Origin of the sequence: Nonomuraea sp. NPDC049400 (genome assembly GCF_044466425.1) — a bacterium.
Taxonomy (GTDB): Bacteria; Actinomycetota; Actinomycetes; order Streptosporangiales; family Streptosporangiaceae; genus Nonomuraea.
On the sequence record NZ_JBITMP010000035.1, the window covers coordinates 40,036 to 58,857 of the forward strand.

General features: G+C 69.4%; 22 protein-coding genes. 9 read left to right on the plus strand and 13 right to left on the minus strand.

Annotated features, from left to right (window positions below):
- Positions 1 to 10: 10 nt before the first annotated feature.
- On the minus strand, positions 11 to 961 hold the full coding sequence (locus ACIBVN_RS40170) for a cation diffusion facilitator family transporter (RefSeq protein ID WP_397145529.1): 951 nt from the start codon (positions 959 to 961) through the stop codon (positions 11 to 13).
- A gap of 313 nt (positions 962 to 1,274) precedes the next feature.
- Here ACIBVN_RS40170 and ACIBVN_RS40175 point away from each other — a divergent pair, with 313 nt between their 5' ends.
- From ACIBVN_RS40175 to ACIBVN_RS40190, 4 genes are all read left to right on the plus strand, one after another.
- Positions 1,275 to 1,577, plus strand: coding sequence for a transcriptional regulator (locus ACIBVN_RS40175; RefSeq protein WP_397145530.1), 303 nt, complete (start codon positions 1,275 to 1,277; stop codon positions 1,575 to 1,577).
- A 176-nt stretch (positions 1,578 to 1,753) separates the two neighbouring features.
- The gene (locus ACIBVN_RS40180) at positions 1,754 to 2,131 is read left to right on the plus strand and encodes a hypothetical protein (RefSeq protein WP_397145531.1); all 378 of its coding nucleotides are present in this window, start codon (positions 1,754 to 1,756) and stop codon (positions 2,129 to 2,131) included.
- A gap of 71 nt (positions 2,132 to 2,202) precedes the next feature.
- Positions 2,203 to 3,240: a PLP-dependent cysteine synthase family protein gene (locus tag ACIBVN_RS40185; protein ID WP_397145532.1), complete on the plus strand. Its 1,038-nt coding sequence runs from the start codon at positions 2,203 to 2,205 to the stop codon at positions 3,238 to 3,240.
- Positions 3,240 to 4,460 carry an MDR family MFS transporter gene (locus tag ACIBVN_RS40190; protein ID WP_397145533.1) on the plus strand — a complete coding sequence of 407 codons (1,221 nt, stop codon included), beginning with the start codon at positions 3,240 to 3,242 and terminating at the stop codon, positions 4,458 to 4,460. The genes ACIBVN_RS40185 and ACIBVN_RS40190 overlap by 1 nt, the downstream gene beginning before the upstream one ends.
- Before the next feature lie 200 nt (positions 4,461 to 4,660).
- Here the strand turns inward: ACIBVN_RS40190 and ACIBVN_RS40195 are convergent, their stop codons facing one another.
- Positions 4,661 to 5,215, minus strand: coding sequence for a TetR/AcrR family transcriptional regulator (locus tag ACIBVN_RS40195; RefSeq protein ID WP_397145534.1), 555 nt, complete (start codon positions 5,213 to 5,215; stop codon positions 4,661 to 4,663).
- 116 nt (positions 5,216 to 5,331) lie between these two features.
- On the opposite strand from ACIBVN_RS40195, the gene ACIBVN_RS40200 reads away from it, so the two are divergent.
- Positions 5,332 to 6,036 (plus strand): class I SAM-dependent methyltransferase, encoded by a 705-nt coding sequence (locus ACIBVN_RS40200; RefSeq protein ID WP_397145535.1) that lies wholly within the window; start codon positions 5,332 to 5,334, stop codon positions 6,034 to 6,036.
- Between the two features lie 5 nt (positions 6,037 to 6,041).
- Here ACIBVN_RS40200 and ACIBVN_RS40205 read toward each other — a convergent pair whose 3' ends face one another.
- From ACIBVN_RS40205 to ACIBVN_RS40220, 4 genes are all read right to left on the minus strand, one after another.
- Positions 6,042 to 7,928 carry a Tn3 family transposase gene (locus tag ACIBVN_RS40205; protein ID WP_397145615.1) on the minus strand — a complete coding sequence of 629 codons (1,887 nt, stop codon included), beginning with the start codon at positions 7,926 to 7,928 and terminating at the stop codon, positions 6,042 to 6,044.
- Positions 7,929 to 8,648, minus strand: coding sequence for a hypothetical protein (locus tag ACIBVN_RS40210; protein WP_397145536.1), 720 nt, complete (start codon positions 8,646 to 8,648; stop codon positions 7,929 to 7,931).
- A 183-nt stretch (positions 8,649 to 8,831) separates the two neighbouring features.
- Entirely contained in the window at positions 8,832 to 9,059 is a 228-nt protein-coding gene (locus ACIBVN_RS40215; RefSeq protein WP_397145537.1) for a DUF4158 domain-containing protein, read from the minus strand.
- Positions 9,060 to 9,386: 327 nt separating this feature from the next.
- Positions 9,387 to 10,667, minus strand: a complete 1,281-nt coding sequence (locus ACIBVN_RS40220; RefSeq protein ID WP_397145538.1) for a response regulator transcription factor — start codon at positions 10,665 to 10,667, stop codon at positions 9,387 to 9,389.
- A 145-nt stretch (positions 10,668 to 10,812) separates the two neighbouring features.
- Here ACIBVN_RS40220 and ACIBVN_RS40225 point away from each other — a divergent pair, with 145 nt between their 5' ends.
- Both ACIBVN_RS40225 and ACIBVN_RS40230 read left to right on the plus strand, forming a co-directional pair.
- Positions 10,813 to 11,031, plus strand: coding sequence for a hypothetical protein (locus ACIBVN_RS40225; RefSeq protein WP_397145539.1), 219 nt, complete (start codon positions 10,813 to 10,815; stop codon positions 11,029 to 11,031).
- 10 nt (positions 11,032 to 11,041) lie between these two features.
- Positions 11,042 to 11,512 (plus strand): luciferase family protein, encoded by a 471-nt coding sequence (locus ACIBVN_RS40230; RefSeq protein ID WP_397145540.1) that lies wholly within the window; start codon positions 11,042 to 11,044, stop codon positions 11,510 to 11,512.
- Here ACIBVN_RS40230 and ACIBVN_RS40235 read toward each other — a convergent pair.
- From ACIBVN_RS40235 to ACIBVN_RS40250, 4 genes are all read right to left on the minus strand, one after another.
- The gene (locus tag ACIBVN_RS40235) at positions 11,409 to 11,879 is read right to left on the minus strand and encodes a phosphotransferase (protein WP_397145541.1); all 471 of its coding nucleotides are present in this window, start codon (positions 11,877 to 11,879) and stop codon (positions 11,409 to 11,411) included. The genes ACIBVN_RS40230 and ACIBVN_RS40235 overlap by 104 nt on opposite strands.
- Before the next feature lie 173 nt (positions 11,880 to 12,052).
- Positions 12,053 to 12,925 carry a class I SAM-dependent methyltransferase gene (locus tag ACIBVN_RS40240; protein ID WP_397145542.1) on the minus strand — a complete coding sequence of 291 codons (873 nt, stop codon included), beginning with the start codon at positions 12,923 to 12,925 and terminating at the stop codon, positions 12,053 to 12,055.
- Between the two features lie 432 nt (positions 12,926 to 13,357).
- Positions 13,358 to 13,510 (minus strand): hypothetical protein, encoded by a 153-nt coding sequence (locus tag ACIBVN_RS40245; protein WP_397145543.1) that lies wholly within the window; start codon positions 13,508 to 13,510, stop codon positions 13,358 to 13,360.
- Positions 13,480 to 13,764, minus strand: a complete 285-nt coding sequence (locus ACIBVN_RS40250; protein WP_397145544.1) for a hypothetical protein — start codon at positions 13,762 to 13,764, stop codon at positions 13,480 to 13,482. Before ACIBVN_RS40250 ends, ACIBVN_RS40245 begins: the two co-directional genes overlap by 31 nt.
- A gap of 523 nt (positions 13,765 to 14,287) precedes the next feature.
- Here ACIBVN_RS40250 and ACIBVN_RS40255 point away from each other — a divergent pair.
- Both ACIBVN_RS40255 and ACIBVN_RS40260 read left to right on the plus strand, forming a co-directional pair.
- Positions 14,288 to 15,175: a sensor histidine kinase gene (locus ACIBVN_RS40255; RefSeq protein ID WP_397145545.1), complete on the plus strand. Its 888-nt coding sequence runs from the start codon at positions 14,288 to 14,290 to the stop codon at positions 15,173 to 15,175.
- Entirely contained in the window at positions 15,160 to 15,807 is a 648-nt protein-coding gene (locus tag ACIBVN_RS40260) for a response regulator (protein ID WP_397145546.1), read from the plus strand. The genes ACIBVN_RS40255 and ACIBVN_RS40260 overlap by 16 nt, the downstream gene beginning before the upstream one ends.
- A gap of 396 nt (positions 15,808 to 16,203) precedes the next feature.
- Here ACIBVN_RS40260 and ACIBVN_RS40265 read toward each other — a convergent pair whose 3' ends face one another.
- From ACIBVN_RS40265 to ACIBVN_RS40275, 3 genes are all read right to left on the minus strand, one after another.
- Positions 16,204 to 16,797 carry a PadR family transcriptional regulator gene (locus ACIBVN_RS40265; RefSeq protein ID WP_397145547.1) on the minus strand — a complete coding sequence of 198 codons (594 nt, stop codon included), beginning with the start codon at positions 16,795 to 16,797 and terminating at the stop codon, positions 16,204 to 16,206.
- Between the two features lie 195 nt (positions 16,798 to 16,992).
- Positions 16,993 to 17,442, minus strand: coding sequence for a GNAT family N-acetyltransferase (locus tag ACIBVN_RS40270; protein ID WP_397145548.1), 450 nt, complete (start codon positions 17,440 to 17,442; stop codon positions 16,993 to 16,995).
- Positions 17,443 to 17,489: 47 nt separating this feature from the next.
- Positions 17,490 to 18,701, minus strand: a complete 1,212-nt coding sequence (locus ACIBVN_RS40275) for an Ig-like domain-containing protein (RefSeq protein WP_397145549.1) — start codon at positions 18,699 to 18,701, stop codon at positions 17,490 to 17,492.
- Positions 18,702 to 18,822: the final 121 nt, after the last annotated feature.

Below are 18,822 nucleotides of genomic sequence, written 5' to 3' on the forward strand. Positions count from 1 at the left end.
CCCCCGGCCGCTACCGGTGGGCGAGCAAGACGGCGTGATGATCGGCACCAGCCGGACCGTCGGGATCGGCGTGCACGGTGGCGGCCTTCAGCCGCGGCACCTCGTGGATGAGCCGGTGTTCGGCCTCCACGGCCAGCGCGTGTGCCTCGACCAGCGACAGTTGGTGATCGACGTGGATGTCCACTTCGGCGCGCAGGGCGTGGCCGATCCAGCGCAGCCGTACCGAGCCCACCCGCCGGATGCCGGGCACCGCGCCGAGGACCTGCTCGGCCTGCTCGACCAGTGCCGGGTCGACGGCGTCCATCAGCCGGTGGTAGATCTCCCTGGCGGCATCACGCAGCACGAAACAGATGGCCACGGTGATCAGCAGGCCCACGATCGGGTCGGCGATGGGAAATCCCAGGGCGGCGCCGCCGGCACCGATGAGCACGGCCAGCGAGGTGAAACCGTCGGTGCGGGCATGCAGGCCGTCGGCCACGAGGGCGGCCGAGCCGATCTCACGGCCGACTTTGATCCGGTAGCGGGCCACGAGCTCGTTGCCCAGAAAGCCGACGAGACCCGCGCCGGCCACCCAGGCGAGCGCCTGCACGTCCTGTGGATCGATGAGGCGCTTGACCGCCTCGTAGCCAGCCAGGGCGGCGGAGAGTGCGATCAGTAGCACGATGACGATGCCTGCCAGGTCCTCGGCCCGGCCGTAGCCGTAGGTGAAGCGGCGGGTGGCCATCCGGCGGCCGACCGAGAACGCGATCGCCAGCGGGACCGCGGTCAGCGCGTCGGCGAAGTTGTGCAAGGTGTCACCCAGCAGGGCCACCGACCCGGAGTAGGCGACGATGACCGCCTGCACCACAGCGGTGACCATAAGCGCGGCAAAGGAGATGGCCAGAACCCGCATGCCGCGGCTGCTGGACTCCAGCGCCGCATCGGTCTTGTCCGCGCTGTCGTGGCTGTGGGGGGTCAGCACGTGCCTGATCCCGTTCAGCGCCCGCCTGACCCCACGATCCTGTCCATGACCATGACCATGTCCATGACCGTGTCCGTGACCATACTGACCCGACATATCCGCCCTTTCCTGCCCGAAGTGGACCGCGCCGGAAGTATATGTAGTCATGTGCGTACGCGACAACGGATCAGGTGCCACCCATTCGCAGGAGCACATGCAACGAATATGCAGGTCAGTGCCACCTTCAGCGCCTTCCGCAGCTCAGCGGCCGCCTCGGTCAGCCGACCGGTGCCCAGGCTCTGCACGCTGACCGCACGGGAACGCACCGAGCGAGATGCAGTTCGCCACGGCTGGGGAGGCGCTGGGGCTGCTGTCGGATCCGACCCGGCTGCGGGTGGCCTGGCTGCTAGCGATGACGTCGGCGGACGAGGACACCCTGGACACGGCCTGCGGCGCGCCGGTGACGCGACACCTGGCCAAGCCTCGCCTGGCCGGCCTCATCGAGGGGCGCAGAGAGGGGCCACCGGTCGTCTGTGCGCTTCGTGACGGTCACTTGCGCCGGCTGGTCATCGAGGCGCTCAACCATGCCGACCACCTGCTGTCCGGCATGCCGCATCACAGGTGGTTCACCAGGTAGCTGGCCGCCCAGATGAGCACTGCCGCGGCGACCACATAGAACAGCACCAGCCCGACGACCTTCATCCACGGCTTCACCAGGCCATCGTGCGAGGAACGCGGGCGCCCGGGCAAGGGGCCGCCTGCATGGAGATCAACATATATGACTACTGTGAGTAGCTAGTCATGTGCGTATCGTTGAGAAGTTGGGATAGGCCACGCAGGCACGCGTGGTTCGCCGCCGTGCTCGCGATGCTCACGCTCGCGCACATGTGGTCGCACGCCGCCCAGGTCGCCGATCATGTGACCGCGGACTCGCTCGTGGCGATGAGCCACAGCGTCCACGACCACGCCCATGACCACGAGGACCATGGCGAGCAAGCCCACTTGCATCCCTTCGTGGCCATCGCCGTGACCGCGGCCCAGACCGGTCAGAGCTTCGGAACGGCCGTGATCGTCCGGCCTGTGAACCAAGAGCAGGCACCGGTGCCGCCGCTGCCGATGGGACGGGCACCACCCCGCGACCACCAGGGACGAGCCGCGCTCAATCGGACACTCGAGGTGTGCCGCTGCTGACGAGAACGTGCACCTCACCGTCCTCTGCAAGCAGCAACCTGGCGCAGCATGCGCCGAAACGAGCGTTCAGCATGTCCTCATACACACCCGAACTCACCATGACGCACCTGGTGGGACACACACCCGTCAGCTGGATCGGCGAGCCCTTCGCCCCGGGGGGCCAGGGCTTCTGGGGCAAACTCGAAAGCTCCAACCCCGGCGGGCTCAAAGACCGGGCCGCCCTGCACATCGTGGAACAGGCCCGGGCCCGCGGCGAGCTGGCTCCCGGCGCGACGATCGTCGAGTCCACGTCGGGAACCTTCGGCCTCGGCCTCGCACTCGCCGGCATCGCCTACGGCCACCCGGTCACCGTGGTCACCGATCCTGGCATGGAAACCATCATCCAGACGCTGCTCGTCTCGTACGGCGTGCGCGTCGAGACCGTCACCCAGCCACATCCTGTCGGTGGCTGGCAGCAGGCCCGCCTGGACCAGGTGGCCCGCCTCCTGGCGGACGAGCCCGGCGCCTACTGCCCGGACCAGTACAACAACCCGGACAACGTCCAGGCCTACGCGAGCCTGGCCGACGAGCTCGTCGCGCAACTCGGCCGGATCGACGTGCTGGTCTGCAGCGTCGGCACCGGCGGCCACTCGGCCGGCACCGCCCGGCGGCTGCGCCTGCACAACCCGGCGCTGCGCCTGGTCGGCGTGGACTCCGTAGGCTCCACGATCTTCGGCCAGCCCGCCCGGCCCCGCCTGATGCGAGGGCTGGGCAGCAGCATTCATCCGCGCAATGTGGCCCACGACGCCTTCGACGAGGTGCACTGGGTGGCCCCGCATGAGGCGGTCTGGGCCAGCCGCACTCTCGCCCAGACCCACTACGCCACCGGCGGCTGGAGCGTCGGGGCGGTCACCGTCGTGGCCTCCTGGCACGCCAGGACCCGGCCACCCGGCACCCGCATCGCCGCGATCTTCCCGGACGGTCCCGCCCGCTACTACACCACCGTCTTCGACGACGCCTACTGCGCCGGGCACAACCTGCTGGACCGGCCGCCCGCCGCCGAACCCGACGAGATCAAGCATGCCAGTGAGGCCGAGGTCACCCGGTGGACCCGGATGGTGATGCGCTGATGTGGCGCCGCTTGCGTTCCTTCGACGGCAGCGTCCGGCTGCTCATGGTCAACCAGTTCGCCATCAACGTCGGCTTCTACATGCTCATGCCCTACCTGGCCGGGCACCTGTCCGGCGGGCTCCACCTGGCCGCCTGGGCCGTCGGGCTGGTGCTCGGCATGCGCAACTTCAGCCAGCAGGGCCTGTTCCTGCTGGGCGGGACGCTCGCCGACCGTCTCGGCTACCGGCCGGTCATCGTCGCCGGCTGCCTGCTGCGCACGGCGGGCTTCGCCCTGCTCGGCTTCGCGAACGCGCTGCCCGTGCTGCTGGTCGCCTCGGCGATGACCGGGTTCGCCGGCGCGTTGTTCAACCCGGCGGTACGCGCGTACGTGGCGCACGGCGCGGGCGAGCGCAGCGTGGAGGCGTTCGCCCTGTTCAACGTCTTCTACCAGGCGGGCATCCTGCTGGGGCCGCTGCTCGGCGTGGCCCTGCTCGCGGCCGACTTCCGGCTGGTGTGCGTCGTGGCGGCGGCGATCTTCGCGGCCCTCACCATGCTTCAGCTGTTGGCTCTGCCGCCATGCCGGAGCGAGACACGGCAGCGCAGCAGCGTGCTGGCGGACTGGCGGGACGTCGCAGGCAACCGGCCGTTCCGGATGTTCGCGCTGGCCATGGCCGGCTCCTACGTGTTGTCGTTCCAGATCTTCCTAGCCCTGCCGCTGGCGATGGGCGATAACGGAGCCGTCAGCGCGGTGTTCGTCGTCTCAGGCCTGGTGGCCCTGCTCGGCCAGGTGCGCGTGACGGACTGGGCGCGCGAGCGCTGGACCGCCTCCCAGGCCATCGTGCGCGGCCTGCTGCTGATGGCGCTCGCCTTCGTGCCGCTCATACCGTTCGGGGGCGCGGGCGCGCCGGTGCCGGTGGCCGCGGGGCTGGCCTGCACGGTGCTGCTCACGCTCGGCACCGTGCTGACGTATCCGTTCGAGATGGACACGATCGTCACGTTGTCGGGCGGGCACCGGGTGGCCACCCACTACGGCTTCTACAACACGGTCGCCGGCCTCGGCGTCGCCGCGGGCAACCTGCTGGTCGGCCGATTGCTCGACGCCGGAGCGGTCTGGGTCTGGAGCGTGCTGGCCGCCATGGGGGCGACGGGCGCGCTGGCTGTCTGGCGGCTCGACACCGCGGGCGTGCACCAGCTTGGGGGACGTCCGCGCCGTATGACGTCCACAAGCGCCCCATCCTGAACGCGATCGCCCCTTCGCCTGGCCTGCCACGCCGTCGGCAGGGCAGGCCAGGCGATCAGTGCTCTCATGGCGGGCTACCTCACCTTCAACCACGTCGGGCGAGGGCTCGTTACTCACCCAATCGGTCTTACAACAAGATCAACGCCGTTTGGGGCTCATAACACCTTTTTACTGGCCCTGAAGGTGGCCCTCGTTCTCGGCTATGGGCCAGCCAGCACGGCCCGCACACCGGGCTCGACGGCCGCGCGGAAAGCGGCGTCCAGTTCGGCGGGCGAGGCCGCTGTCTCGCCGTCCACCCACGCCCGCAGCAACCCCATGAACGCCCCGACCACGCAGACCACCAGCAGGTCGAGGGCGGCCGACGCCCGCGCGCCCGCGGCAAGAAGCTCGTCCCTGACGAGATCGGCGAGCAGCCGCTCCCCGCGCGCGTGTACCGGCCCGCCGCCGCGCCGCCCCAGCAGCGCCCGCACCAGCCGCTCCTGCTCGCGCACGTGCTCGAACATCGGCCGGCTGAACGCGAACAGCTCCCGCGACCCACTGGCCGGCGCCCGATGCAGGAAGGCGAGCTCGTCGAGGTTGCTGAGCAGCACGTCCTGCTTGTCGGTGAAATGGGAGTAGAACGTGGAGCGGCCCACGTCCGCACGGTCGATGATGTCGGTGACAGTCACCGCCTCATAGCCCTTCTCCAGGATCAGCGCCACCAGCGCCTCCTGGACCATGCGCCGCGTACGCCGCACCCGCCGGTCTCCGGACACTTTCCCTCTCCCTGTTCAGTACGGCACAGCCCAGCCGATCTGCTCGTTGACCCTCCCACAGTATGAACGCATCATTCATAACCGAACACATTGTTCGGAATTCGGGAGGCCATGCCATGGGACTGGGAAAGCTGCTGCACCACCATGAGGAACACGCCGACGCGGGCGGCACCATCGACCGCCCGCGGGCGTATGAGGTCTTCGGCTCGATCGCGTTCCTCGGCGGCCGTCGCGCCGCCTTCACTCGCGTGGCCGCCGCGGCCCGGCCACGGGCGGGCGATCGCATCCTGGACGTCGGCTGCGGCACCGGCTACCTCAGCCGGATCCTGGCCCCCGTCGTCGCTTCCGGCGGCCATGTCACCGGACTCGACCCATCCCCCGCGATGATCGCCTACGCCACCCGGCAGGCCCCGGCCAACTGCACCTACCTCCTCGGCGAAGGACAGGACCTGCCGTTCTCGGACGGCTCGTTCGACCTGGTCGTCTCCAGCCTGGCCGTGCACCACATGCCCGCCGGCGCCCGCCCCGAGGCGGTGCGGCAGATGTTCCGGGTACTACGGCCGGGCGGGCGGCTGCTCATCGCCGAGTTCCGCCCGCCGGCCAACCCCCTGGCACGGCACCTCGTCGGCGCCCTGTCCGGCCCTGCCATGCGGCACGACCCGCGTGACTTGCTCGGCACCATGATTCAGGACGCCGGCTTCGAGGTGGAAGCCGAGGGCGCCTGCCGTACCTGCTGTACTGCGTCCGTGCCACCCGGCCGTAAAACGACAACGCCTTGTTACCGGGCGGTGGTAGCAGCGCCAGGTCGTGCGCGTGCGTGATGCTGTCACTCCGGCGGACCGGCGAGGGCGGGTTCCAACTCCAGATGGCGGTTCATGTCGAGCTCAAAGCGCCCGTACAGGTTCAGATGAGTCCAGAACAGCGCCGACAGGCCCCGCCGATCGGCCGGACTCAGCCGCTTTCGCCAGGCGGGATCGCGCAGCACGATCTGGATCATCACCGTGTTCAGGTAGGCGATCGCCGCGGCGACCAGGTGCAAGGCCAGCGCGGAGACCTCGGCGTGCTCCCGGTCGTCGCCGGTCAGGTCGCCGGCCTTGCCGTAGAACAGGTCCTTGCTGGCGGAGTTGAAGTTCTCCACCACGTTCAGACCCTCGTTGATCTCCTTCCTGAGCTCCTCATCGGCGAGGTAGTCGCAGATGAAGATCGTTCTGACCACGCGGCCGAGTTCTTCGATGGCCTGGTAGGTGGGGTGCTTGGGGCCGCCGCGGGTGAAGCGGCGCAGCATCTGGTGAGACTCGGCGGTGCGCAACCTGAGCGCGGTCGCGTGCTTGATCATCTGGTCGTAGTGGCGGGCGATGAGGTCCCAGTCGATGGTCTTGTGCGACAGCACCACCTCCAGCGCCGGCCACGCCTCGTCCCCGCCAGCTTCGGGGCCGATCCCAGGCCGGTACAGCCGCGCCGAGCCGATGTTCTTCAACCGGGGCAGCAGCTTGAAGTCCAGCAACTCGGAGAAGGCGAACCCGACGATCGAAGCGCCGTGCGTATCGGTGTACTGGCGATCGATGTCGGCGTCCGTCAGATGCCGCAGCAGGCCCTCGAACATCGAGGCCACTTCCGAGGCGGTCGTGGACGTGACCTGGCTGTAGATACACACGGACCGGCGTTCGACGTGCCAGTACACCATGATCCCCGGCCCGCGGTACCTCTGATGCCACTCGGTCATCGCGTTGGCCGCCCACGAGCCGAACTTGCGCGAGTCGGACGCGCACGAGGTACCCGGCCCCCATAGCCCGATGTCGCGTACGGCGAGGGTGGCGTTGACCAGCGTGCGGATCGCCTCGCGCAGGTTGTCGCGGTTGATGAACAGCCGGCGGGTACGGCGCAGCGTTGCCTCGTTGTCGATCTGGTCCCGGGGCAGCGCGGCCGCGGCCACGCCGTCGGCGACCCGCTTGATCCCGACGTTCGTCCCCAGCCCGTACAGGCACAGCAGCAACCGTCGCTGCAGCACCGCGGGATCGGTGACGGTGCGCGAGGCGACTGAGGTGAACGCGGCGGTGTAGCCGGTGACGTGGGCGACGTCCTTGAGCACGTCCAGCAGGTCGATCACGCCCCAGCGCCGGGAGATCTCCTGTTTGAGCGCCTTCAGGCTGGCCGGCTCTTCCTGCTTGCCGATCGGCGGCACGCTGATCCACGGCTCGCCTTTCTTGCGGGTGAGCTTCACCCCGCCCGTGGCGCCCTTGCGCATCGCCGCGTTCAGACGGTCCAGGGCCGCGGCGTGGCGGCGCTGCAGGTCGGCGATGAACGCGGCCGGATCGCGAGGTTTGGCCAGAGCCTCGTAGTGCACGTCCCGGTTGTCGTCGAAGTCGGCCGGCAGATCATCGTCAGGGTTGCGCCAGATCTTGCCGCCCTCGACCCAGATCTCCCGCCGCCGGATCGCCTTGCGCAGCGCGACCAGCACGCACAGCTCATACGGGATCCGTTCGACGCGGCCGCGCTCGTCGACCACGGCTTCCTGCCAGTCTTCGGGCACCACATGCTCCAGCGGCACCAGCTCGGCGCGGTCATAGAAGACGGCCTCGGAGCCGTCGTAGCGGTCCAGTAGCTTCAGCGCGTCCATCACCGGCTGGAAGGCGGTGTTGTTGCACCGGAAGACCAGCGCGCGCAGCAGCTTGGGCAGACCGCGCCGGTAATGGCGCGAGTAGGAACCGCGCAGCTAGGTTCGCACCCGGGTGTTGAATGCCTTCTCGTTCGCCTTGGCCTCGGCCACGATGTCGGCCAGCGTGCCGGCACCGACCACGGGGTAGATCGCCTTGCGGACGACCTCCTCGGGCAGGTCCAGGGCGGCCTGGGCAAGCCGGGCCAAGATACCGTGCTTGCCGTGCACCCGCCGGAACTCGGCGCTGATCTCGTTCTCGACCTTTTTCTCCGCCCGCACGCTGATCTTGTGCACGAGCTGGATCAGTAGCTCCACCAGGCCGTCGATCATCTCGGTCTTGCGCACCCAGCACAACGCCGCCAGCAACGTCAGGCACACCCGCGGCGAGGCAGCCGCGAAGTCGGAGGGGTACATCCTCATCGCCCGCGCCCGCCAGGCCTCCACGACCTTCTCCGAGGTGCCCTCGAACAGGTGCTCCGGCAGACCGATCGCCATGACCCGCTCCAGCTTGACGATCTCGGCCAGCAGCGTCTCCAACTGCAGCGGCCCCGGGTCCTCCTTCAGCTCCTGCAAGAAACTGCGCATCCCCGCGCCGCCGCAGTCCCGGCCATCGCCCTCACCATTGGGATCCGGGTCGGGGACCTTGATGAGCTCCTGCGGCGCGGTCACCGCCGCGGCCGGCAGCCGCTCCATTGTGGCGGTGGTGAACTCGCGCTCGAACATCGCCTCGGCCGCGCCCACCAGCCGCTCGACCTGCTTGGGGGTGGGAGGTTCCATCCGTTCCTCTCGGCAGCGGGCGAGGAACGCCGCTCGCAACCGCTCACGCGCGATCTCCACCGGGCACATGTCGCGGGCCAGCCAGAAGATCAGCTTGTCCTCGTCGGCGACCGTCGGTTCACGGAACCCGTAGAACTCCCGGATCTGGGAGCGATGGTTGGTGGCCTGACGGGAGGCGAAGTCTTAGGCGGCAAACAGCTCGCCATCCACTTTGACCAGCCCAGCCACGTAGTCGACCGCAGCCTTGGGCACATCCTCCCGGCGCGGAAACCGTGCCTCCTGCTCGAAGAACTTCAGCATCAGGGCAAAGCCCAAACGCGTAGCCCCGGTCTTGTTTCCCAGCAGGTCGGCCTCGGCCTCATCCAGCGTCCAGCACTCGACGAGGTCCTCCAGCCCCCACTCTCTCCGCATCGGCTGGGATCCTTTCTCCCGATCCGCCCCAGAAGAACGAGAGAAACAGTGATCCGTGATGACACGGCTACCCAGCGGTACGGCCAAGCCGTGACCGACACGTACCGATCCAGAGATGTAACTCTCAGCTACCTTTCGGGTGGTCGCAGCGACCCGAGTGGAGGGCCGTATATCGCTACTCCCCCGTGTTTTGCGGCGTGGTCGGCGGTGTGGCCGTCGCCGTCAAGCGCACTCATGCGGCCGAGGCTATGGGCCGGGGGTGCTGGGGCTGCCGGTGGCGACGCCGCTGGCCGGGCCGCAGCCGAGGGCTTGGGAGGCGGATCGTGGTCAGGCGGGCGTGGCCAGGCCGCAGGTGTGAGCGAGGGCAGCGGCCTCGGTGCGGCTGCCCACGCCGAGCTTGTCGAGGATGTTGGCCACGTGGAACTTCACGGTGTGCTCGCTGATCAGCAGGTCTTCGGCGATCTGCCGGTTGCGCAGGCCGCGCGCCAGCCGAGCGAGCACTTCGAGCTCGCGCGGCTTGAGCGCGGCCAGGGCGGCGTCCGATTGCGGGGGCGCGGGCGGGTGGAGCGGCAGTGCTGCACTGATCGTCGTGCCCCAGCCCGGAACGGCGTCCAGAAAGAGACGGCCACCCGCGGCGGCTGCCAGCTCGGCCAGGCGGCGCATGGGCAGGGCGTCGGCCGCCAGCGTGCCCGGCCCGTCGTCGCGGACGACGAGGTGGAGCTCGGACTCTGCCGGCTCCCAGGTGACGCGGATCCTGGTCAGGCCGTCCTGCTCGAGCATGGTCACCACGGCGCCCCGTACCAGGGCCTGGGCGGTGTTGGCGATGTCGGCGGGCAGGGCGCGGTCGGGGTCGCGCGGCTCGGCCAGCTCCAGCGACACCTGGCTGTGGCGCATCAGCGGCGCGAGCTTGCCGGTCAGCCGGTCGAAGGCGGCCCCGGCGGGCTCCTCGCTCAGCGTGGAGTCCAGGTCGGCCGCGGCGCGCAGGTCGATCAACGCTGACACGGCCAGGTCGGTGGCGGTGCGGCGGGCGGCGGCGTCGTCGAGCGTGCGGCTGCGCAAGGTGCCGAGCAGGGATTGCAGTGTGGCGGCGTGGGTGCTGGTGAGCTCGGCGATGACGCGGGCCCGCTCGCCGGCGGCCAGCCGGTTGCCGGTCAGGTCGGCGGGCGGCAGGTTCTCGGCCCGGTGCATCAGCTCCAGGGCGATCAGGTCCCACAGCCGTTGCACCAGTTCGCCTGCCGGGCCGGCGGGCGCTTCCTCGGCGCTGGTCACCACCACGAGCAGGCCGCCGGAGGCCCCTGCCGGGCGGGAGGCGACAGCCAGCATCGGGAGGTCCTCGCCGGCCAGGCGTACCCGGCCGTACCACGGCTCCCCCACGCCGACGGTTCCGCCGACGCGGGCCAGTTCGGCGCTGGTGATCTTCTCGGTGATCGCCGGCTCGCCGTGGGCCTTCATGGGGTGCCGGGCGCAGTCGCCGGTGAGCATGGCCAGCGCCCGGTGCGGCAGGAACTGCGCCAACGCCTGCGACAGCGGCTCCAGCATGGCGCCGATCGGCGCCTGCAGTACCGACGTGGCGGCCGCCAGCACGGTACGCGGGTCGGGCAGGTCCATGGGCCCGATGCTAGGCGACGACGGGTTGGCGAGGTGACTGCCCGTTCGAGTAGTAGATGCCGCCCGAACGGGCGGTGAGCGGAGCAGCGGGTGGCGAGCAGGCTTTGACCCGTCCGATTTTCCGCCACTTGAGGATTCGCTGATCATGAAAGCTCTCATCGTCTGCGCCTGCGGGTCGGTGGAGCAGCTGCGCATCCACGACATGCCCGACCCGTCACCCGGTCCTGGCCAGGTGATCACGGGTGAATTGCGCGCGATGTCCCCGGTGACACATCCGTTCGTGCCCGGCGTGGAGGCCACCGGCGTGGTGGCGGCCGTGGGGAAGGGCGTGACATGGCGCGGCAAGATCGTCATCGCTTTCTGAGGAGTTCGTCATGCTGTCACAATCACTTCCCTCTCGCGCCGGTGTCCGTCCCCGTACCGGCCCGTCCGTTCCGCACGTCCAGCTCAGCCAGAACAGCCCCGACGAGATCCGCGAGCAGCTCAAACAGTGGATGAGCACCGGGCTTCCCGGCACCCGGATCAAGCCCAGCGAGATCTCCGAGCCGGGCTCGCTCGCCTTCTTCCTGGAAGAGGACGCGGCGCCGCCGCAGGGCGCGGTGCTCCTGCCACCCCGCCTGGTCGCCGAGTTCGCCCACGTTCACCTCGACGGCAGCCTGCACCTGGCCCTGTCACAGCAGGACCAGCAGGAGCTCATCGACAAGGGCTGGGGCGAGCGCCACCCCCTGTACTCGCCCACCATCAACGTGGTGATGCTCTACGGTCCCCGCACGGAACAAGAACTCGAGGTGGCCAAGAGCGTCGTCGCGGCCTGCTACCGCTACGCCACGGGCAGGACCCTGTAGTCAGCCGGCACAGCCCTGCAGGCAGGCGGCTGCGGCGTCGCCCGGGGCCGCGCGCTGGTCGAGTGCAGAATGGCGCAACGTATTCCAGCGCGTAGGCGATGTCGTGCAGCCGCGGTCTGGGCCGGGCGTAGTCCCAGTCCAGGATCCCGGCGGGGCGTTCACCACGCGAGACGATGTTCCATGGTCCGAAGTCCCCGTGACAGATCACCTCGTCATCGCGTGGTCCTGTCTCGCCGCTGGACCATCTGAGCCCCTGGGCGGGCGAAAGCCGGCGACCGCGTCGTGATAGTGGCGCAGCAGGCGGGCAAGGGCCATCAGAGCGGCGAGTAAGGGAACCCCGCCTCCTCCAGATGCTGGAGCAACGCATGAACGGCCAGTGTCCACGGGTGCGTGGGCCTGCGAACCGTGTCGCCGACGCGTGTCGCTCTGCGATGCCGCGTCTCAATTGTCCCGGAACGCTGCCTGCTGTGCCCGCCACTCGGCGTCTCGGCCAGACAGCACAAGGAGGCGACGCTGCCGCCGCTTTCCCCTACCTCCCGGCTAGCGCTGAAAATGCCAGAACAGCATCGACGCCGTTCCGGCGATGGCCGCGTGCGCAGCCTCGGGCGCCAGGTCGCACAGGGCCCACGGCCACACGTCCCACGGCTCCAGGACGTCGGTCCCTTGGCCCGGCTCTCCTGGCGGGTGCAGGGGCTCGTCGCACCGCCGCACCTGGAGCCCCACCGCCAGCGCGGCTCTCAGGTAGTCCCCGACCAGATGTCGGTAGGTGGCCACCCTCCCCGGCTGTCCGTCGGGCAGCCGTACGGGCGGGACCACCCCCCGGGCCACGCCATCGGGATGGATGTCGGTGATCACCACATGCCCGCCCGGCCGCACCACCCGGGCAAACTCGGCCAGCGCCGGGTCAAGCACGGGCACGTGCGTCAACGCCAGCGAGCAGACCACCAGGTCGACGGACTCGTCGGGCACCGGCAGGGACGACAGGTCGCCCAGTTGGAACTCTGCCTGTGGCACCCGCTGGCGGGCCCGCTCCAGCATGTCGGGCGAGCTGTCGACGCCGCGCACCCGATGGCCGCGACCGGCCAGGTGGGCCGTCAGCCTGCCGGTGCCGCACGCCGCGTCGAGCGCGTCGCCGACCGGCAGCGCGTCGACGATCTCTCTGATGAAGGGCTCGTCGATGTCGAACGCGGTGTTGGGGCCATCGTAGGTTTGCGACCAGACCCTGTAACCGGCCACGGTGTCCACGCGGGCGACCTCGACGGCGGCGTCGGCCAGCAAGTCGCTGTCGAGGAGCTTGCGGATCTCGGCCAGGCGCGCTTCGACGAACGCGCGGTCGTGCTCGCCGGTGTAGGCCCGCATCAGGGCGATGCCCTCCAGGCCGAGCACGTACGCCAGGGGATGCTCATAGATCACCCCGGCACGGTAACGACGACCGCTGCACGGAAGCTACCGCATTTCGAACCGGACCGGCATGCGCTGGCCCTTCGGACCCTTAACGATGGACCAATTCCGTGAGTTCTTCTCAGGGAAACCTGGTGACGTCCCGTTGGGGTCCCGGTAGCAATCGCGGAACATCCAACGAACCCATCGCTGACCTGCGCTTATGGTGCAAGAGGGTGCGATGAGCCCTGAGTGGTTTGTCGTCAGTGGATCGCTTTGTCCCAGCGTCGGCGGGCGGCGCGGATCTCGGCATCGGCGACCTTGTCGTCCAGCAATGCGTACAGCTGCGTGGTCTCGGTGGAGGCGTGGCCGAGAGGGCACCGCCCGCTGCCCTGGAGCGGCAGGCGCCGCCCACATGGGACGGGGCGGCGCCACCGAGGGTGGAGAAACGCGCTCGAAGCCTGATCAGCGCCTCTTGGGGAAGGCGGCGCGCAGTGCGGAGCCGCGGGTGATGAACGCGACCCGGATGACGGGCAGCATGCAGACGACCTGCATCACGGCGTACCACAGCGGGCACATCCCCGGGATCAGGTCGACGCCGATGATCGCGATCGGCACGATGACGGTGAGGGATTCACGCGCTCGAAGGCCCGTCGAGATCCCCGGGAAGCGGAGACTGTCATCCGGTAGATCAGCACGGCGACCGCAGGCAGCAGGGCTGCCCGGACCCACATGAACGTGTTCACCATATGACCGCTGCTCGACACCACGATGACCGCCAGAAGGGCGATGGCGCTGAGTGCGCCGTAAACCTTGATGCTGTTCTTCGCCGTGTCGAAGGCCCCTTGGGTGCGGGGGTTGTTGGATTCCATGCTCAGCGACGCTACGGAGCGCTTGGCCGGGGCGGTATCGGTCCAGGCACACAGGTGGGTGGGGCCAGACCCACTCCTTGGCCGGCCAGGGCAGTGGCGCGCTCCGCGCGGTGCACAGTAGAAGCACCGAACAGGCAGGCGAAGGAAGAGGCATGCGGCAGCTGGGTATCTGGGCGGGGCGCGTCGGCGTGGGGTTCGTGCGGTCGTGCGTGGTGGCGATCGTCACCACGCTGGTCCCGGCCGTGTGGGCCGTGGCCGTAGCGTGGGCCATCTGGTGGGGTGCGGGGAACCCATGGTCGTGGCTGGGGCCGTTCGTGCTGGTGTGCGTCGGCACCCCCGGGCTGTCCCGGCCGGTCTGCCGGCTGGTCCGTTCGCTGGTGGCGAGGTGGACGGGCACCTTCATCCCCGCCGGGTACCGGGAGGCCGGGCCGGTGGTGCGGATGTCCACCGGGTACTGGTGGAACGGCTTCTCCTACGAGCGCAGCCGCCGCGACGCCGTTCTGGATCAGAAGTGGCGGGTGCGGTGGAAGGATCCCGCGTCTGGCGTGACGTGCGGTTCACCGGGATCGTGCCGTTCGCCGCGGGCGTGGTGGCGTCCGTTCCGCCGGCCGGCGTGGTCGCGGCGGTCCTCGGGCTTGGCCAGTCGGGGCTCGCCGCGCGCCTCGTCGGGGTGCTCGGCTTGGTCGTGGCCATCGCCACAGCCCCGTACGCCTGGCGGCTGCTCGTGCCAGTGGCTGTCCGCTTCCTGCGCCCGTCGCGCGCGATGGCGATGACCGAGCGGGTGGAGGAGTTGACCGCCCAGCGCGCGGACGCGACGGTCGCGCAGGCCGCCGAGATCCGCCGGATCGAACGGGACCTGCACGACGGGGCGCAGGCCCGCCTCGTAGCGCTCGGACTCGCGTTGGCGACCGCGGAGAAACTGATGGAGACCGACCCCGACCAGGCAAAAGCGCTGATGCGGGAAGCACGGGGCGGTGCCGCCGCCTCGCTGGCCGAGCTTCGCGAACTGGTCAAGGGGATCAGCCCGCCGGTGCTGAACGAGCGGGGGCTCGTCGACGCCGTCCGCGCCCTGGCCCTGGACGTCCCCCTCCACGTGGCCGTCAGCGCCTACGCCGACCTGCGCCTGGACCCGCCGATCGAGGCCGCCGTCTACTTCGGCGTCGCCGAGCTGCTGACCAACGCGGTCAGACATGCCCAGCCGTCCCGGGCGCGTATCTCCCTCTCCCGGGACGACGGCGATCTCGTCGTCGAGGTCGAGGACGATGGGCGGGGCGGGGCCAATGTGCGCGCCGACGGCGGACTCGCCGGTCTGCGCCGCCGCCTCGCGGTCTTCGACGGCACCCTGGAGATCACCAGCCCGCTGGGCGGCCCGACCCGTGTGAGAATGGCACTGCCATGCGACTCGTTGTAGCCGAAGACCTCTACCTCCTGCGCGACGGGATGGTCCGCCTGATCGAGGCGTACGGACACCAGGTGGTGGCCACGGCGGCCACGGGCCCCGAGACACTGGAGGCGCTACGGAGATGGCGCCCGGACGTGTCCGTCATCGACGTCCGCATGCCGCCGAACCAGTCCGACGAGGGCCTGCGCGCGGCCCTCGCCGCCCGCGCCGAGATGCCCGGGCTGCCGGTCCTCATTCTCTCCCAGCACGTGGAGCAGCTGTACGCGCGGGAGCTCCTGGCCGACGGCTCCGGCGGCGTCGGCTACCTGCTGAAGGACAGCGTGTTCGACGCCGACCAGTTCATCGGCGCCCTGGAGCGCGTCGCGGACGGCGGGACCGCCATGGACCCGGCGGTCATCGCCAAGCTGCTGTCCAGCAGTTCCCCAAGCCGCGGACTGGAGCGGCTCACCGAACGCGAGCACGCCGTGCTGGCCCTCATGGCCGAGGGACTGTCCAACCAGGCCATCGGCCGCCGCCTTTTCCTCAGCGACAGCGCCATCAGCAAGTACACCACCTCCATGTTCGGCAAGCTCGGCATCGTCGACGACGAAGACACCAACCGCCGCGTCCGCGCCGTCCTGGCCTATCTGAACAAGCCCTAGCTTGATCGGGCGCCTGGCACGTTCACCGGACCCACTCATACCCGTCGAACATGGCCTCCGCCCACCACCCCCGCCCTCGCTGTCGTCGGCATCCAGGCCGTCGGGCTGGGCTGGTTCCGGGCCACCCGCCGCCCGGCCAGGCGGCGGCGAACTCGGTACGCCGGCGCTGACCTCAACGCCAGGCCCGCCGGCCACGATCATGGTTCTTCCATCGGAGTTCGTCCAGCCCTTCGAGCAGGCGGAGACGGCGGGCAGCAGCAGAACCAGAGAGAGCAGTGCGAGGCGGGAGGGCAAATCGATGCCCAGACCCCGTCAGTCGTCCTGGCCGCAGCGCATACGCCCATCAGGCCTGGTCGACGTCACCCTTGACCGCCGCCACGACTACCAAGATCAATCTCACCGATAACGGCTGTACCGCTGTTCCTCAGCCCCGGGCTTGCGCGCCGGAGGTGCCTGTCCGCCAGCGCCGTCCGCTTCGGTGGCGAGGACCTCGTGGAGCCAGGCGCGTTCGGCGTGGCTGGTGGCTCGGGCGATCCGCAGCATGCCGCGCCGGTAAGGGTCGGCGATCTCCTGGGCGCGCAGAGGGCGCTCTCCCTGGTAGAAGAAGCTCGCCGGCTCCTCCAGGAACTCCAGGCGCCGGCGCAGCACGGCGTGCTGGTCGGCCAGGTCGGGGAGCAGGGAGAGGAAGGCCAGGATGGTGAAGAAGCGGCCGGCGTCGGTGATCTCGTGGTCCGCGGGCTTGCGCAGGCGCTGGAGCAGCTCGGCGCGGCCGGCGTCGGTCAGGCTCAGGACGTGGCGCTGTACGGCCGCGGATCCGGGTTCGACGCGGCGGTCGAGCAGGCCACGTTTGAGCATGCGGTTGATGGCCGGGTAAAGGCTGCCGTCGCTGACCGGCCGGGTGTAGCCGGACAGCTGGGCAACACGGCGGCGCAGTTCGTAGCCGTGCAGCGGGCCATCGGCCAGGAAGCCGAGTATCGCGACTTCGAGCACGCCACCACCCTGCCACATCGAATCGAGTTATGTCGAAACGACGTATGGGCCCAATGGCTATTCAGGGGCTGCCACGGCCCGTCCGGAGTGGCGGTCACCGTGCCGGTTGCGCCGTTGTCGGGGGATGAAGGGCGGCCGCAGTCGCGAGCGCGCCCTGGAGGGCAGGCAGGCGGCTGCTGCCGTCCCCGCCCTGATTCAGAGGCGGCGGTGCAGGAGCATGCCGGGCCACTCCCCCACGGTGAACGGCGCGCTGCGGGTGAAGCCGCAGCTTTCGTAGAAGGAGACCAGCCGGCCGTCGCCGCCCGCGTAGCAGTCGACCCGCAGAAGGGCGACGCCGCGCCGGCCGGCTTCGTCGTGCGCCCAGTCCAGCAGGGTACGGCCGACGCCGTGGCCGGCGTAGCGGCGGTCGGTGACCAGGGCCTGGACGTACAGCTCGGGTTCGGTGGCGGGGGCGACGTAGTCGTGGGCGGCGCCGACGACGATGCAGCCAGCGGGATGGCCGTCGAGTTCGGCGATGCGCATGTCGCCGAGCTCGAGCCAGCCGGTGACCTGGCGGGTGCGCCGTTCGTTGCCGGTGAAGGGGCTGCTGCCCCATTGGCCGGTGCGTCCCTGGGCGGTGAGCCAGGCGACGGCGCTGTCGAACATGCCCAAAACGATGGGGACGTCGCCGTCGCGGCCTTGGCGGATGTGCATCATGCCTTGCTGTTCTTCAGGGCGCTACCCTTCTTCCACTGGGAGAACGACATCTGCCAGAAGCCCCAGCCGTTGTTCCACTCCAGCTCGCGGTTGGTGCCGATGATGTCGACGACGTCGCCGCGCTGGAAGTTGTCGTAGAACCATTTGGCCTGGTCGGGGCGGGAGTTGATGCAGCCGTGGCTGACGTTGCGCACGCCTTGGGCCCACACGTTGTCCTTGGCGTGGACGTACTCGCCGGAGTTGGAGATGCGGACGGCGTGGTTGATCATGACGTCGTAGTAGCCGGGGTCGCCCTTCTTGCGGCCGGGCGAGATCATGCGGACGGGGTTGCCGCGTTCCATGGTCAGGTGCACGCCGGACGTCGTGGTGTATTCGCGGGTGGTGGCCATTCCCGCACTGATGCGCATGGTTTGTACGCGTTTGCCGTCTTTGTAGACGTACATCATGTGCTTCTTGACGTCGACCTTGCTGATCTGCTTGGCGCCGATCTTGAGCGTGGCCGAGTAGTCCTTGACCCCGTACAGGCCCTTGCCGCCCTTGATGCCGGTGATGCGGGCGTTGAACTTCACCTTCTGGTGGGCGGGCCAGTACTTGGCGGTGCGGTAGATGGCGACGGTGTCGTTGATCCAGCGCCACGCGCCCGCGACCGGCTTCTCGGCCTCGACCTCCAGGGCCCGCTCGATGGTGGCCTTGCTGGTGACGGGCTGGTTGAAGGTGACGATGATGGGGGCGCCGACGCCGACCGTCTCGCCCTTGGCGTTGGGAGTGACGTCGGCGATCCGCAGCGCGCGTTCGGGCTTGACGGTGGTGAACGTGCTGGTGGCGGTGGTGGCGCCGGCCTTGGCCGAGACGGTGTAGCCGGTGGAGGGCTTCAGCGCCGTCTTGGAGACCCACTTGGTCTTGTCGGTGTTGAAGGCGCCCTCGATCTCCTCGCCGTCGGCCTCGACGGTCACGCTCTCCAGGGCGCCGCCGTCGGAGGTGACGACGACCTTCTTCTCCGGGCTGACCTTGGAACTGCCCTCCGCGGGGCTGATCTTGACGGTCGGCGCCTGGGGGGTGGCGCTCGTGGTGGCCTCGGGCGCACCGCCTGATCCCCCGTCGGCGACGGTGCCGCCACCGCCCGATGAGCACGAAGCCGTCAGCGTGGCCGCCGTGAGCAGCGCGACTGCGGTGGCGGGCTTCCTCCAAGCGGGCGTAACGTTCAACACTGTCCTTTCCCCCTACGGCACCAAACGCACCCCAAAAACCTTAATGCTCCTGCATGTAAGACGAGAAACCATTTGGGGAAGTTCGGTCACATTTCAATTACTTGTGACCGAATAAGGTTCT